15 protein-coding genes are annotated in these 13,704 nt (G+C 49.2%); 10 read left to right on the forward strand and 5 right to left on the reverse strand.

Annotation, left to right across the window (positions count from 1 at the left end):
* The first annotated feature begins 5 nt into the window (after nucleotides 1–5).
* The 10 genes from gspD (at nucleotide 6) to KFE80_07465 (ending at nucleotide 9,391) form a co-directional block, all read left to right on the forward strand.
* Complete coding sequence (gene gspD / locus KFE80_07420) at nucleotides 6–1,949, forward strand: type II secretion system secretin GspD (protein ID UTW44233.1); 1,944 nt, start codon at nucleotides 6–8, stop codon at nucleotides 1,947–1,949.
* Nucleotides 1,946–3,403, forward strand: coding sequence for a type II secretion system ATPase GspE (gspE, locus tag KFE80_07425; GenBank protein ID UTW44234.1), 1,458 nt, complete (start codon nucleotides 1,946–1,948; stop codon nucleotides 3,401–3,403). Before gspD ends, gspE begins: the two co-directional genes overlap by 4 nt.
* Nucleotides 3,403–4,608, forward strand: a complete 1,206-nt coding sequence (gene gspF / locus KFE80_07430) for a type II secretion system inner membrane protein GspF (GenBank protein UTW44235.1) — start codon at nucleotides 3,403–3,405, stop codon at nucleotides 4,606–4,608. Before gspE ends, gspF begins: the two co-directional genes overlap by 1 nt.
* A 4-nt stretch (nucleotides 4,609–4,612) precedes the next feature.
* Nucleotides 4,613–5,080: a type II secretion system major pseudopilin GspG gene (gene gspG, locus KFE80_07435; protein ID UTW44236.1), complete on the forward strand. Its 468-nt coding sequence runs from the start codon at nucleotides 4,613–4,615 to the stop codon at nucleotides 5,078–5,080.
* Nucleotides 5,081–5,134: 54 nt separating this feature from the next.
* The gene (gene gspH / locus KFE80_07440; protein UTW44237.1) at nucleotides 5,135–5,650 is read left to right on the forward strand and encodes a type II secretion system minor pseudopilin GspH; all 516 of its coding nucleotides are present in this window, start codon (nucleotides 5,135–5,137) and stop codon (nucleotides 5,648–5,650) included.
* Entirely contained in the window at nucleotides 5,640–6,017 is a 378-nt protein-coding gene (gene gspI / locus KFE80_07445; GenBank protein ID UTW44238.1) for a type II secretion system minor pseudopilin GspI, read from the forward strand. Before gspH ends, gspI begins: the two co-directional genes overlap by 11 nt.
* A gap of 62 nt (nucleotides 6,018–6,079) precedes the next feature.
* The gene (gene gspJ / locus KFE80_07450) at nucleotides 6,080–6,718 is read left to right on the forward strand and encodes a type II secretion system minor pseudopilin GspJ (GenBank protein UTW44239.1); all 639 of its coding nucleotides are present in this window, start codon (nucleotides 6,080–6,082) and stop codon (nucleotides 6,716–6,718) included.
* Nucleotides 6,711–7,790, forward strand: coding sequence for a type II secretion system minor pseudopilin GspK (gene gspK / locus KFE80_07455; GenBank protein UTW44240.1), 1,080 nt, complete (start codon nucleotides 6,711–6,713; stop codon nucleotides 7,788–7,790). Before gspJ ends, gspK begins: the two co-directional genes overlap by 8 nt.
* Nucleotides 7,753–8,901 (forward strand): hypothetical protein, encoded by a 1,149-nt coding sequence (locus KFE80_07460; GenBank protein ID UTW44241.1) that lies wholly within the window; start codon nucleotides 7,753–7,755, stop codon nucleotides 8,899–8,901. Before gspK ends, KFE80_07460 begins: the two co-directional genes overlap by 38 nt.
* A 4-nt stretch (nucleotides 8,902–8,905) precedes the next feature.
* The gene (locus KFE80_07465; GenBank protein ID UTW44242.1) at nucleotides 8,906–9,391 is read left to right on the forward strand and encodes a type II secretion system protein M; all 486 of its coding nucleotides are present in this window, start codon (nucleotides 8,906–8,908) and stop codon (nucleotides 9,389–9,391) included.
* Between the two features lie 118 nt (nucleotides 9,392–9,509).
* Here KFE80_07465 and yghU read toward each other — a convergent pair whose 3' ends face one another.
* From yghU to KFE80_07490, 5 genes are all read right to left on the reverse strand, one after another.
* Nucleotides 9,510–10,385, reverse strand: a complete 876-nt coding sequence (yghU, locus tag KFE80_07470; protein UTW44243.1) for a glutathione-dependent disulfide-bond oxidoreductase — start codon at nucleotides 10,383–10,385, stop codon at nucleotides 9,510–9,512.
* A 127-nt stretch (nucleotides 10,386–10,512) separates the two neighbouring features.
* Nucleotides 10,513–11,526 (reverse strand): lipoyl synthase, encoded by a 1,014-nt coding sequence (gene lipA / locus KFE80_07475; GenBank protein ID UTW44244.1) that lies wholly within the window; start codon nucleotides 11,524–11,526, stop codon nucleotides 10,513–10,515.
* A gap of 13 nt (nucleotides 11,527–11,539) precedes the next feature.
* A complete protein-coding gene (lipB, locus tag KFE80_07480) occupies nucleotides 11,540–12,220 on the reverse strand; it encodes a lipoyl(octanoyl) transferase LipB (protein ID UTW44245.1) in 681 nt (226 codons plus the stop codon).
* A gap of 4 nt (nucleotides 12,221–12,224) precedes the next feature.
* Complete coding sequence (locus KFE80_07485) at nucleotides 12,225–12,497, reverse strand: DUF493 domain-containing protein (protein UTW44246.1); 273 nt, start codon at nucleotides 12,495–12,497, stop codon at nucleotides 12,225–12,227.
* Between the two features lie 14 nt (nucleotides 12,498–12,511).
* Nucleotides 12,512–13,678: a D-alanyl-D-alanine carboxypeptidase gene (locus KFE80_07490; protein UTW44247.1), complete on the reverse strand. Its 1,167-nt coding sequence runs from the start codon at nucleotides 13,676–13,678 to the stop codon at nucleotides 12,512–12,514.
* Nucleotides 13,679–13,704 lie beyond the last annotated feature (26 nt).

Consider the following 13,704-nt stretch of genomic DNA (forward strand, 5'->3'; position numbering starts at 1 on the left):
CCAGCATGGTTAATAAACTACACCAGTTGTTGCTGATCACCATTTGTTTGGCAATATCCCTTCCGCCTGCACTTGCTCAGCAGGGCACTGACTCATCAGCCGATAAAGGCATTATGTTGGCTTTAGATAATGCCGATGTAGTGGACTTAATTCGCTGGGCCCAAGGGGTTACTCAGAAAAATATTATTCTTCACCCCAATGTGAAAGGCCGAGTTACTGTATTGGCTGGCGACAGTATGACTCGAGAAGAAGCCTATCGAGTCTTTCTGTCGGTTCTTGAAGTACACGGCCTTGCAGTCATTGATAGCGGTGACTCATTAAAAGTAATCCCCGTCGCTGGCGCCAAAACCTCCTCACTCCCTATGTCACCAGATGGCCAGCCCCTTAAGGGAGAAGAGCTGGTTGTAAAAGTCATCAAGGTAAAAAACATCTCAGCAAACAATCTGCTGAATTTGTTGCGCCCATTGATTCCCCAATCTGGTTACGTCGCCGCTTACCCACAAACCAATATGCTGATTGTGGCAGAGCGTGCCAACAAGATTGCACAGGTTATGGATATCGTCGACAGCATGGATAAAAGCGGTATCATCGATATTGAGCTGATCCCGCTGGAGTTTGCATCCGCTCGAGAAGTGAGTGATGTTGTATCAAAGCTGCTGCCCAAGCAATCTGGAGAAAGCTCTGTTAATTCTTTCACACTGGCCGTAGACGAACGCTCCAACAGTATTTTAATGACTGGTGATCCAGTATCACGCCAGCAGATTCGTACTTTAATTGGGCGCTTGGATCAGCCACTACAGGGGCAAGGCAATACCCAGGTAATTCGCATTCAATACGCAAATGCCAAAGATCTGGTGCCACTGCTGCAAAGTGTGAGTGGCAGTGAACAAAAAAAATCCAAGGATCAGGGATTGGCCGATGTAGCCGTTAGTATTGAACCTCACGACCAATTAAATGCTTTGGTTATTACCGCGCCCCCTTCTCTGTTGGCGACTATGAAGGGTGTTATTCGAGAACTGGATGTACCTCGTGCTCAGGTGTTGGTAGAAGCACTAATTGTAGAGGTCAATGAGGACTTGGCACACAATTTGGGTATTCAATGGCAGTCTGACAATCCCAGTGGCCAAACCGATGTACTCGGTGGGTTCAGTAATTTTCCCGGTGGTCTAACACCATTTAGCCTCGATGATAGCGGCAACCCCGTACTGGGCAGTGGCTTATCATTCGGCTATTTGCGCAGAAACAACCTGCAGTTTGTACTTAATGCCCTGTCTGGGGAAACCGACGCGAACATTTTATCCACCCCTACTATTGTAGCCTTGGATAATGAAGAAGCGTCTATTTTGGTAGGTTCCACAGTGCCTTTTTTGACTGGCCAGCAACAGCGCCCTGGAGATCTGAACGCATTTAACACAATTACCCGGGAAGACATTGGCCTGACTCTAACCGTTACACCTCGTGTGAATAATAACAACTCAGTCACACTGAATATTGAGCAGTCTGTGGAGAGTATTACTCAATCCCCCGTGGAAACTGCAGATATTGTTACCAACAAAAGGGAAATCAAAACTCGTGTCTTGATTGGCGACGATCAAGTATTGGTATTGGGCGGGCTTATGCGCGATGAATTTACCGAAACCAAAAACAAAGTTCCGGTATTAGGCAGCATCCCTCTTCTGGGCCGTCTTTTTAGAAGTACCAGTATTACGGCAACCAAAGCGAATTTATTGGTTTTTATCCACCCAAAGATTTTGCCCAATAACGCAGCACTGGCTCAATACTCCAGAGAACGCTACGACAGTATCCGCAATCAGCAATTGCATTTTGACAAGAAGACTGAGAACTTTTTCATCCTGCAAGATAAGCCACTCCTGCCGAAAATTGAAAAGCTCCCGCCCCAGAAACCCAAGAGAGGGGATACACCGCAAGCTGATGCTCAAAAGCCATGAGCATAGCCCCATTACCTTACTCTTTTGCCAAACGCTATCAGGTGCTGCTGACAGCTGGCCCGGAAGTGTTTTTTACAGCCGAAACACACCTTAATGCCATTTGTGAGGCGCAACGGTTTGCTGGCGTAACAGCCAGGCTTACAGAGCTGAACCAATCAGCTTTCAACCAACACTTGCGCGATATCTATGATCAAAAAAGTGACTCCGCTCAAGAGCTGGCCGACGGCATTGGCGACAGCCTGGATTTGACGGCACTGGCGGAGCTGGTTCCTGAAGCCGAAGACCTGATGGAGCAGGAAGACGAAGCCCCTATAATTCGTTTGCTCAATAGCTTGCTCAGCGAAGCCATACGCCAAAACGCTTCAGACATTCATATTGAAACCTTTGAAGCCAAAATGTTGGTGCGCTTTCGAGTAGACGGGGTATTGCAGGAGGTGCTGCAACCCAAGCGGGCATTGGCTCCCCTGTTGGTCTCACGTATCAAGGTAATGGCAAAACTCGACATTGCTGAAAAACGCATCCCCCAAGATGGACGTATCGCCTTGAAAGTAGCCGGACGCGAAGTAGATATTCGCGTATCCACCATGCCAGCCAGTGATGGTGAACGAATCGTCTTGCGCTTATTGGATAAACAAGCAGGTCGCCTTGATTTTGAAGCTTTAGGCATGGGCAAAGAGGATCGCGAACTATTAGGCTCGTTGTTAAACCGCCCCCATGGAATTTTATTGGTCACTGGCCCTACTGGTTCCGGTAAATCTACCACGCTCTATGCAGGGTTAACTCGCATCGAAGATGGTCAGAAAAATATTCTCACCATCGAAGACCCTATTGAGTACAATTTGGAGGGCATCGGTCAGACACAGGTAAACCTGAAAACAGATATGACCTTTGCCCGTGGCCTTAGGGCTATGCTGCGACAGGACCCTGATGTTGTCATGGTCGGAGAAATCAGGGACCTGGAAACTGCACAGATTGCCATTCAAGCAAGTTTGACCGGGCATTTGGTGCTATCGACTTTGCACACTAACACCGCTGTTGGCGCTATCACACGTATGGAAGATATGGGTGTGGAGCCATTTTTACTGTCTTCCAGTTTGGTGGGGGTATTAGCACAGCGATTAGTGCGTACTCTTTGCACACACTGCAGGGAGCCACACACCGCCGATTCCAGTGAGTGTCAATTACTCAAGGTTAATGGGCAAGCCCCTACTATCTACCGCGCCAAAGGCTGTGAAGAGTGTAACTCCCAAGGCTATCGAGGACGCACTGGCATTTACGAACTGATCATTGTTGACGATACCCTGCGCACCTTAATTCATAACCAAGCTTCTGAAGCAGAGCTTACTCGCCATGTTAGACAAAACAGCGCGGGGATATTCAGTGACGGTTGTAGTCGTGTATTAGCGGGAGAAACCACCCTTGAAGAAATTTTAAGGGTCACTCAGGAAGCCTAATGCCCACCTTTGATTTTCAGGCAATGGATAGCAGCGGACGCCGACAGAGAGGAGTGCTGGAGGCAGACAGCCTACGCTCTGCAAGGCAAGTATTGCGTGACCGTCAACTCATTCCGCTGTCTGTGGATGAAACCAGGCAGCGACCAACAAATAGCTTTTTTTCTGGCCACCGAATCAGTACATCTGATTTGTCGCTGGCGACACGGCAACTGGCCACTCTGTTGCAAGCAGGTTTACCCATCGAAGAATGCTTGTCTGCAACCGCCAATCAAACCGAGCAACACAGTGTACGCAGGGTGTTAACAGCAATTCGTACACTGGTGCGAGAAGGCCATACGCTAGCGGGCAGTATGCAGCAGTTCCCTCGCGCCTTCCCTGCTCTTTTTTGCGCTACAGTGTCTGCAGGAGAAAAATCTGGCAATTTGGACGCCGTGCTGAATCGCCTGGCGGATTACACCGAGGCACAACTGGAGTTTCGACAAAAAATACAGCTGGCAATGTTGTATCCTGTATTGTTGTTAACCCTATCATTGGCGATTGTGGTGGGGCTGATGGTGTATGTAGTGCCAGACATCATTGATACGATTTCAGATGCCGGCCAACAGCTACCATTGATTACTGAAATTTTAGTTACTGTGAGTAATTTTCTATCCCAACAGGGAGGTTGGCTATTAACTGGGGTTTTATTGCTCATCTTGCTGCTTCGAGCGATATTGCAACGGCCTTCGATTCGGCTGCAATGGCATAAAAAAATACTGACCATGCCGTTTGTGAAAAAATTCAGCCGCGGTGGTAACTCAGCTCGCTATATTAGCACTCTTGCGATTTTGACAAACAGCGGTATTCCCCTGGTAGAAAGTATGAACATTGCCCAATCTGTCGTGAACAATCGTGCATTTCAAAGGGCATTGGAACAGGCAAATAAGCTCGTTCGCGAAGGCACAAGTTTGAACCGTGCTCTGAGCCAAAGTGGCTATTTCCCACCTATGATGCTGCATCTGATCGCCAGTGGTGAAGCCAGCGGTGAACTGCCTACACTTTTGGAAAAAGCGGCCACTGCCCAGGAAAAAGAACTACAGCGTATCGTAGCCACACTGGTGGGTTTTTTGGAACCTGTCACTTTAGTGGTGATGGGTGGATTTATTCTGGCGATTGTACTGGCAGTTATGCTGCCCATTCTCAACTTGAACCAAATTGTGGGGTAACCCAATGGACAATAAAATTCCGACACGCACAAACTCAACTCTTTTTATTAAAAAGGAACAGCAAGGCTTTACTTTAATCGAGATTATGGTGGTAGTCGTCATTATTGGCATTTTAGGTGCACTAGTAGTGCCACAATTTTTAGGACGTGCCGACGAGACTAAAGTGAAGGCAGCGCAAAGCGACATTCGCTCCATTGGTAACGCTTTAGATTTGTATCGCTTGGACAACAATAATTATCCGTCTACGGATCAGGGTTTAAGTGCATTGGTGAATCGCCCTAGCGGGTTTCCCGAAGCCAAAAACTGGAATCCTGAGGGCTATTTGAAAAAGCTCCCCAATGATCCTTGGGGAAATCGCTACCAATATTTGAGCCCGGGCTCTAACGGCAAATATGATTTGTTTTCATACGGCGCAGATGGCAAAGAAGGTGGTGACGATTACGACAAAGATATTAATAGTTGGGAGTTGTAACTCTCTATGGCTCAGCGGGTAATGGCACTACCTTACCAAGGACACAGGTTTTCGATGGGGTTTACCCTGATCGAGATGCTGGTAGTGATCTTTATCATCGGCACCCTGGTTGCTACGGCTACTCTATCCTTTGGAGTAGTTGGGCAAAGGGAGTTTCGCAGCCAAGCGGATCGGTTATTACTAATACTTCAGCACGCCGCCGACGCATCACTATTTCAACAGAAAACCTATGGGCTCTACGTGGACACACGGCTGGGCCAGTATCAAGTAATGGAATACAAACTCGGCAGCTGGAAAAACAGCTCAGAAAAACTATTTGCTACCACTGAGCTTGGCAGCGGCTCTACCCTATACTTGGCTCAACCCAAGCGACTCCCGACCGACGATGGCGACAACACTAACGGGTCAGACAGACAAAAAAAGCCCCCAACGCCTGATATCGTGTTTTTGAACTCCGGAGAGTACACCCCATTTCAATTACTGCTAAAACGCCCTAATCATGTAGCGTGGGTGATAGAAGGCGATGGTCTTGGCAGGGTCGCTTTGAGGCAGAGTAGTGATGGAGAGTAGCTCTAGAGGCACTCAGCGAGGATTTACTCTGTTAGAACTGATGATCGCTTTGGTGGTATTTTCAGTAACGGCGCTGATCGTTCTGGAAAACAATTCCTCCAGCGTGCGTCAACAAGCTCATCTTGAAGATAAGGTATTCGCCACCTGGGTAGCAGAAAACACGTTGGCAGAATTACGCCTAAAGCCTTTTTGGCCAAGTATCGGCACACAGGATAGTCGGGCTCAACTGGCTGGTAGAGAGTGGCATATTCGCACCGACACTATGAGCACTGTGGAACCCAAACTACGCAAAGTAACTACACAGGTGCGCACAGACCGCAATGCCCCACCAGTAATTGAACTGACTGGCTATTTTCGAGAGCGATGATGGGCAAACACTCGACAATAAGGCGTTATCGACAACAAGGGTTCACTTTGTTGGAAATTATTGTGGCACTGGCAATTTTTAGCGTTATCGGGTTTGGATCATGGCAACTACTGAATCAAGTTTTGCAATCCCATGAGACTGTTCAACAGCGCGACACTGCACTTGCAGAGATGCAAAGAGGCATGTGGGTATTAGCAAGAGATTTGCGAAATCTCGCCATACGCCCTATTCGTAATGAATACTTTCAAGTGGAACCCGCCATAAGTACTTTGGAATCCAGCTATGCGCTCACTTTTACTCGCAATGGTTGGGACAACCCAACACATCAGGCTCGCGGGACACTGCAGCGAGTGGCGTACCGGGTGGGCAATATCAAAGAAAGTTCTTACAACAAACAAACACATTTGCTCCGATCTTATTGGCCAGCTTTGGATCGAAGTAGAGACACGGAGCATTACGAACAGGTTCTGATTCCCAATGTGTCAGACATAGAGTTTCGTTTTATCGACCGCGCTGGCATACCTCGTAGTCATTGGCCTACCAGCAGCAGCGCTCTAGATACCAGTGAGAATGACCTTACACCAGATCAACTGGCACGGTCTCAATTTCCATTGCCACTGGCTATTACTGTTCGCATTAGCAGTGAAGTGTTTGGCGACATAACGCGTACGTTTGCAATGGGCGAATTAGTCGATGAATAAAAATTCGGAAGCTAGACACAGCATACATCAGCCGCCTTATTCGCTCCCTAAATATCAATCTGGAGTCGCGCTAATCAGTACGTTACTGGTATTTGCCATTGCCACTATTTTGACAGCTCAAATGATTGGCAACAATCAGGCCAGCCTGAAGCGCACACAATGGATAGTCGATGATGCACAGGCTTGGCAACATGCTCTGGGTGCTGAAGCTTTGGCACACATCAAATTGCAACAGGCATTAACAGAAAAAAAACCCATTAATACATTATTCCTGACACGCACTTACCCCACGAGTCAAGGACGTATCACGGTAAACACAGAAGATCTACAAAGCCGCATCAATCTCAACAATATTGTTGCTGACGGCGGTTATCCGGCAGTAGTTCGACGTTTGTTTCAGCAGCAAGGCGCACCCCAAGTGATTGAACCATTGCGGGATTGGATAGATGCCGATAGCCAACCTACAGGTTCAGGTGTTGAAGACAATCATTACCAATACTTACAGCCCAGCTATCGAACTGCCAATCGCCCTATCACTGATTATCATCAATTGCAGGCACTGGCTGGTGCCAGCAAAGATACAGTTTTCAGGATGAAGCCTTATGTGTCGTCATTACCCATTCCACTCCCAATTAATATAAATACGGCTTCTGCCACCGTAATAAACGCCATTGCACCCAACCTCGACGGTGAGCAAGTGGTCAGCAATCGCGATAGCTTGTTGGCCGTACCTGTGGAATCATCCAATAGCGAAAGTCTTGAAGGGTTTCAAAGTGTCGAATCCTTTTTACAGTCCGCAGCAACCGCGGGTATAGAACTAGACAGCTCCGTCTTAACAGTAAAATCTCATTGGTATGCGATTCTGATAACTGCAAGATATGGTGAGCGCACAGTAACGCTGAAATCCAGATACAATATTGGTCATGACTCAGAAACATTGACACTGTGGGACCGCACCAGCGGATTGCCAATACGACACAATACACAAGAAGCCTTTGATGCTTCCGAGCCAGGACAACTCACGGAATCTCCGGATGAAAAAGACGGAACACAGTCTAGCTCTGTATTTTGAGCCATCACTGCCAGAGGGGCATGTGCGCCTATTGGCAAGTGCAGCAAAAGCGAATTTAAGCCTGCCTGATACCGGACCGTTGGCTGAAATCGCCGAATCTTTGAAAGACAAAAACGTATACCAGGCTATTCTAATACTCCCTGGTGAACATATCCATTGCTCCACTATTACGTTGCCCAATCGAGGGGCTCTTAAAGCTCTGCCGTTTTTGCTCGAAGAACAATTGGCCGAGCCGGTAGAGAATGTACACATTGCGCACAGTCATATTAAAAATGGTGTTATTCATACACTGGCGATCAACAAAAGATGCCTGGACGGCTACCTGGAGCAACTGGATGCACAAGGAATTAAGCCAGCCGCTGCTTACGCCGATTATCAACTGCTGCCTATCCCGACAGGGAGCACTCTAAATCAATGCCAACAAGGATCTAGAACATTACTGAGGTTTTCTGATGGCAAAGGGACTGTTCTGCAAAGCGACCAACTGGAGTTGATAGCAGCACGTTTACCATCCTCTGGTGAGGGTTCTCAAAACTTATACCGTGATTCAGCAGAACCACTGTCTGCCACCGCCCTCACCGCGGATAATCAGAATGCACTCAACTTGCTTCAAGGTGTCTATCGGCCCGAAAACAGCAGCTCTCAAAGGCAATGGCAAAAAATAGCTATTAGCTCCCTTGCAGCATCTTTTTTATTGATGCTGGCTTATTTTTTAACCGCTGGTTGGCACTTTCATAAAGAAGCAGATTCCTTTCAAGAACGAGCTGAAGATCTGTTCTTAAAAACAATACCGACCACCAGCAATACCGAAAATATAAAGCGTCGCATGGAGGGGTATTTAAAAAACCAGACTGGCACATCGTCTAACAACGGATTTTTAACGCTTTTAGCTCAATGTGCACCGGCTTTAAAAAAGCCACACCAGATTCGACACATCCGCTTCGATCAACAACAAGGCACTTTGCAACTGGAAGTCCAAAGCAGTAGCAATGAAACAATCAATAAATTACGCAAAGAATTAGAACAACAATCGCTAACCGCTGAGGTACTATCCAGTACAGCTAATGATACTGGAGTGCTTGCACGCCTATCTGTTTCAGGGCAAGGATAAAGGGATGAATATCAGTAGTTTAAAGCAGCGATACAAAGAGCTCGATAACCGAGATCAAAAGGCGCTACTTTTGTTAACCGTATTTTTTGCTGCCCTTATCACAATCTACGGGATATTGATTCCTGTACACAGTTATTATCAATCGGGAAAAAGCCGACTTGCAAAACAAGTTGATCTTTTCCAATGGGTGAGTGCACACGCTCCTAAGGTAAAGCTGCTAGCCAGTCAGCCGCAGCAAACTGTGTCTGACACGCCACTAATGGAAGCGGTTACAGGGGCGGCCAAAGGCCTAAAGCTAGAAATCAATCGGATGCAACCTGAAAAAGACGGACTGAGGATTTGGCTCAGCACAGTGTCTTTTGAAAAAGCCATAAACTTGGTGTCGAAGTTAACGAACCAACACAGTATTTCTGTTGATCAAATTACCATCGAAAAAACTGCCAAGCCTGGGCTTGTGAACATTCAATGTGCATTAAGTAGAGTTCAATAGGCAGCATTGCATGCTGCGAAAAGCCAACACCAGAAGAAATGCCCTAGCGAAAAGCCCTAAAGGAATTGGCTGTTAAGCAGTTTTGTCTCGCTTTTTAAATGAGCTTTATTGCCTGTTTTTACTCTACCTCAGCTGCTAACTTATCCTGAGTACGGGTTTCAAAATCCTCGGCACTGTGGCGCTCATGCAGTTGCTCTTCAGGCTCCCCCCAGGTGCGGTTCACCATCCGCCCTCTTTGCACAGCAGGTCGGGCGTCTATTTCCTTGGCCCAGCGAGTGACATGCTGGTAACTGGCTACATCCAGAAATTCAGCGGCTTCGTATAAGCGGCCTAGTATGAGATTGCCATACCAGGACCAGATGGCGATATCGGCAATGGTGTAATCATCACCACACAGATAGTGGTTGTCCGCCAAATGCCGATCCAGCACATCCAGCTGGCGCTTTACTTCCATAGTGAAACGATCAATGGGGTACTGAAACCGTTCTGGCGCGTAGTGGTAAAAGTGACCAAAGCCGCCACCCAGGTAAGGGGCACTGCCCATTTGCCAAAACAGCCAAGACAAGCATTGATGGCGTTTTTCTGGAGCCGGCAAAAATGCGTCAAATTTTTCCGCCAAGTACAACAATATGGCGCCAGACTCGAATATAGATACGGGTTCTGCACCACTGCGATCCACCAAGGCCGGTATTTTGGAATTGGGGTTGATGCCAACAAAGCCACTACTGAACTGGTCGCCTTCAGTAATACGTATCAGGTGGGCATCGTATTCAGCACCGGTGTGGCCAGCAGCCAGCAGCTCTTCCAGCATCACGGTAACTTTGACACCGTTGGGCGTGGCCAGTGAGTAGAGTTGCAATGGGTGTGCGCCGACAGGCAGTTCTTTATCGTGGGTTGCGCCGGCGATGGGGCGGTTGATACTGGCGAATTCACCGCCGTTTTCAGAATCCCAGGTCCAGACTTTGGGAGGTACGTAAGTGGTTGACTCTGCCATCGTATATCCTCTTTATAGATAACCCAATTATGACCATCTGGCAGCGGTTTTGATCGCTGCCACAAGCAAATTTTTGAGTGGGGTATAGAATGGCTGGGGTACTGCGCGAAACCAGTGGCGCAGCCCGTTACTTCACCTCTTCCCCATGGGCCTGTTTATCGGCGTGATAGGAGGAACGCACCAACGGCCCACTGGCCACGTGTTTGAAACCGATGGAGTAGGCGTATTCGGCGTATTCTTCAAATTCATCCGGGTGCACAAAGCGATCCACTGGCAAGTGGTCTTTGGAGGGTTGCAGGTACTGGCCCACAGTGAGCATGTCGATATCGTGCTCACGCATTTCGTAAAACACTTCCAGCAGCTCGTCCTTGGTTTCCCCCAGGCCCACCATCAAGCCGGATTTGGTGGGTACTTGCGGGTTGAGTCGGCCGTATTCCTGCAACAGTTTTAATGACCATTTGTAGTTGGCGCCGGGACGCGCTTCACGGTACAAGCGGGGAATGGTTTCCAGATTGTGGTTAAACACATCCGGCGGCGTGGCACTCAGAATATCCAGGGCAATTTCCATGCGGCCCCGGAAATCCGGCACCAACACCTCAACTTCCAGATTCGGTGACAGCACCCGCGCCTCGCGAATGCAATCGGCGTAGTGCTGGGCGCCACCATCGCGCAAATCGTCGCGATCCACAGAAGTAATCACCACGTACTTGAGCTTCATGTCGGCAATGGCTTTGGCCAGGTTTACTGGCTCATCCACATCCAGTGGGTTCGGCTTGCCGTGGCCCACATCGCAGAACGGGCAGCGGCGGGTACAGATATCGCCCATGATCATAAACGTCGCCGTACCACCACCAAAGCACTCACTGAGGTTAGGGCAATTGGCTTCTTCGCAGACTGTAGACAGCTTGTGACTACGCAAGGTTTTTTTGATTTCCGCCACCTTGGGGGAATTGGACATGCGTATGCGAATCCAGTCCGGCTTGCGCTGGTGGGTTTCGGTGGGCACAACTTTGACCGGAATCAGCTCTACCTTGTCGGCATCGCGCAGCTTTTCTCCCTGCACTCGGCGGCGGGTTTTCCGCACCGGTTGCAGTTTGGAGGCATCTACAGCCAGTTCGTCGTCTCTGCTTAAGTCGGTCATTGCTTACTCTCTGTCAGGCACGCTGCTCGGCAATTAATATGGCTTCTGGGTCGATCAAATATTGCCAGTCTTCAAACCCCAGATTATTGACCATATGGCCGAGTAGCTGCTCTTCTACAGTGCTATAAGGGGGCAACTTACCCTGCACCAAATCCTTCATCTGTACCATTTGCAATCCCTGGTAACCACAGGGATTGATACGGCCAAACGGCGACAGATCCATATCAATATTAAATGCCAGGCCATGGTAACTTTTGCCTTTGCGCACCCGTAGCCCCAGGGAAGCGATTTTGTCGTCATTGACATAGACCCCGGGGGCGTCTGCTTTGGGGGCAGCGACAATACCATACGGTGCCAGGGTGTCTACTATGCTCTGTTCGATGGCAGTGACCAGTTGTCGCACGCCAATACCTCGGCGACGTAAGTCCACCATCGGGTAAGCGACAATTTGGCCGGGGCCATGGTAGGTCACTTGGCCACCGCGATCCACTTGTACAACCGGAATATCGCCGGGAAACAATACATGCTCGGCCTTGCCCGCCTGCCCCTGGGTAAATACCGGGTCGTGTTGTACCAGCCAGATTTCGTCGCGGCTGTTGTCATCTCGGCCATCGGTAAAGGCCTTCATCGCCGCAAACACCGGCTCGTAAGGCTGGCGCCCCAGTTGACGTACGTAAACAGTACCGGCAGCCATAGGCTCAGATCACCATATGAACCATGGGGTGGTCTTTCAGGTCGGCAAAAATCGCGTCCAGCTGTGGTTTGCCAGTGCACACAATGGTCACCGTCATGGACTGGAATGTGCCTTTACTGCTATCGCGTACCGTCACCCGCTGTGGGTCAAAATCGTCAACATGGCGATGCATCACTTCCAGCACATAGGCATGAAAATCCGGGTGGGCCTTGCCCATTACCTTGATCGGGTAATCGCAGGGAAATTCGATTTTGGGGGCGTCCTGTTCAGTCGCCATATGCCCTCCGATAATCAACTGAAAATACCCACAAAGAACAGCTTGATGCTGTCCCACAACCGGGCAAAAAAGCCCGCTTCAGGAATTTCACGATCCGAAACCAGTGGCAGTTCTTTTAATACCTCGCCCTCATAGCTCACAGTAACCGTACCCAGCTGTTGGCCATCGGCAATGGGAGCTTCAATACGTTCGGGGCTATTTACCGCAATTTCGAGCTTTTTACCCGCCCCATAAGGAACCGTAAGCTGAGTATCTTCTGCCACAATCAGGTTGATGTGCTCACCTTCGCCGTACCAGACCCGGGCGTTTTCCTGCAACACTTCCTGAGCACTAAACACTCTGGCACTTTCAAAATAGCGGAACCCATAGGAGAGCAGTTTTTGTGACTCTCTGGCTCGATCTTCATCGCTATCAGTGCCCATCACCACCGAGATCAGGCGCATACCGTCACGCACAGCGGAGGCCACCAGGCAGTAACCGGCAGCTTCTGTGTGCCCGGTTTTGATACCGTCTACTGACTTGTCTCGCCACAACAGGCGATTGCGGTTGGGCTGGGGTTTGTCGATGTTGTACTTGAAATATTTCTCTGAATAGATGGCGTAGTGCTCCGGGTGATCAGTGATCAGAGCCCGCGCCAACAGCGACAAATCGTAGGCAGTAGTTAGGTGCCCTTCCGCCGGCCAGCCGGTGGCGTTTTCAAAGTTGGTATTGTTCATGCCCAACAGTTGTGCCTGCTGGTTCATCACATCGGCAAACGCGTCTTCACTGCCCGCCACGTACTCCGCGAGCGCCACCGAAGCGTCGTTGCCGGACTGAATAATCACACCGCGCAGCAAGTCGATGAGTTTGACTTCGGTGCCCTCGCGCACAAACATCTTGGAACCACCCATACGCCAGGCTCTGACGCTGATAGGCACCATATCCTGCTCGCCAATTTTGCCTTCGTGGACATCTTTGGAGACGATATAGCTGGTCATCATTTTGGTGAGGCTGGCGGGCTCAAGCTGTTCGTTGGCATTGTGCTCCACCAGAATTTCACCGGTATCCGCATCCACCAGAATCCAACCTTTGGCAGACAGTTCCGGGGGCGCCGGGGTAATGGCAAACAACAGGGGGGCCAACAGGGTAAGACAAGAGGCCAGAAACAGGCGACCGAATCGGTCAAACAGCTTGGTAGTCATCACTATTCCTTGAACAAGCACGCCAA

The organism is bacterium SCSIO 12696 (assembly GCA_024397955.1).
Lineage (GTDB): Bacteria > Pseudomonadota > Gammaproteobacteria > Pseudomonadales > Porticoccaceae > SCSIO-12696.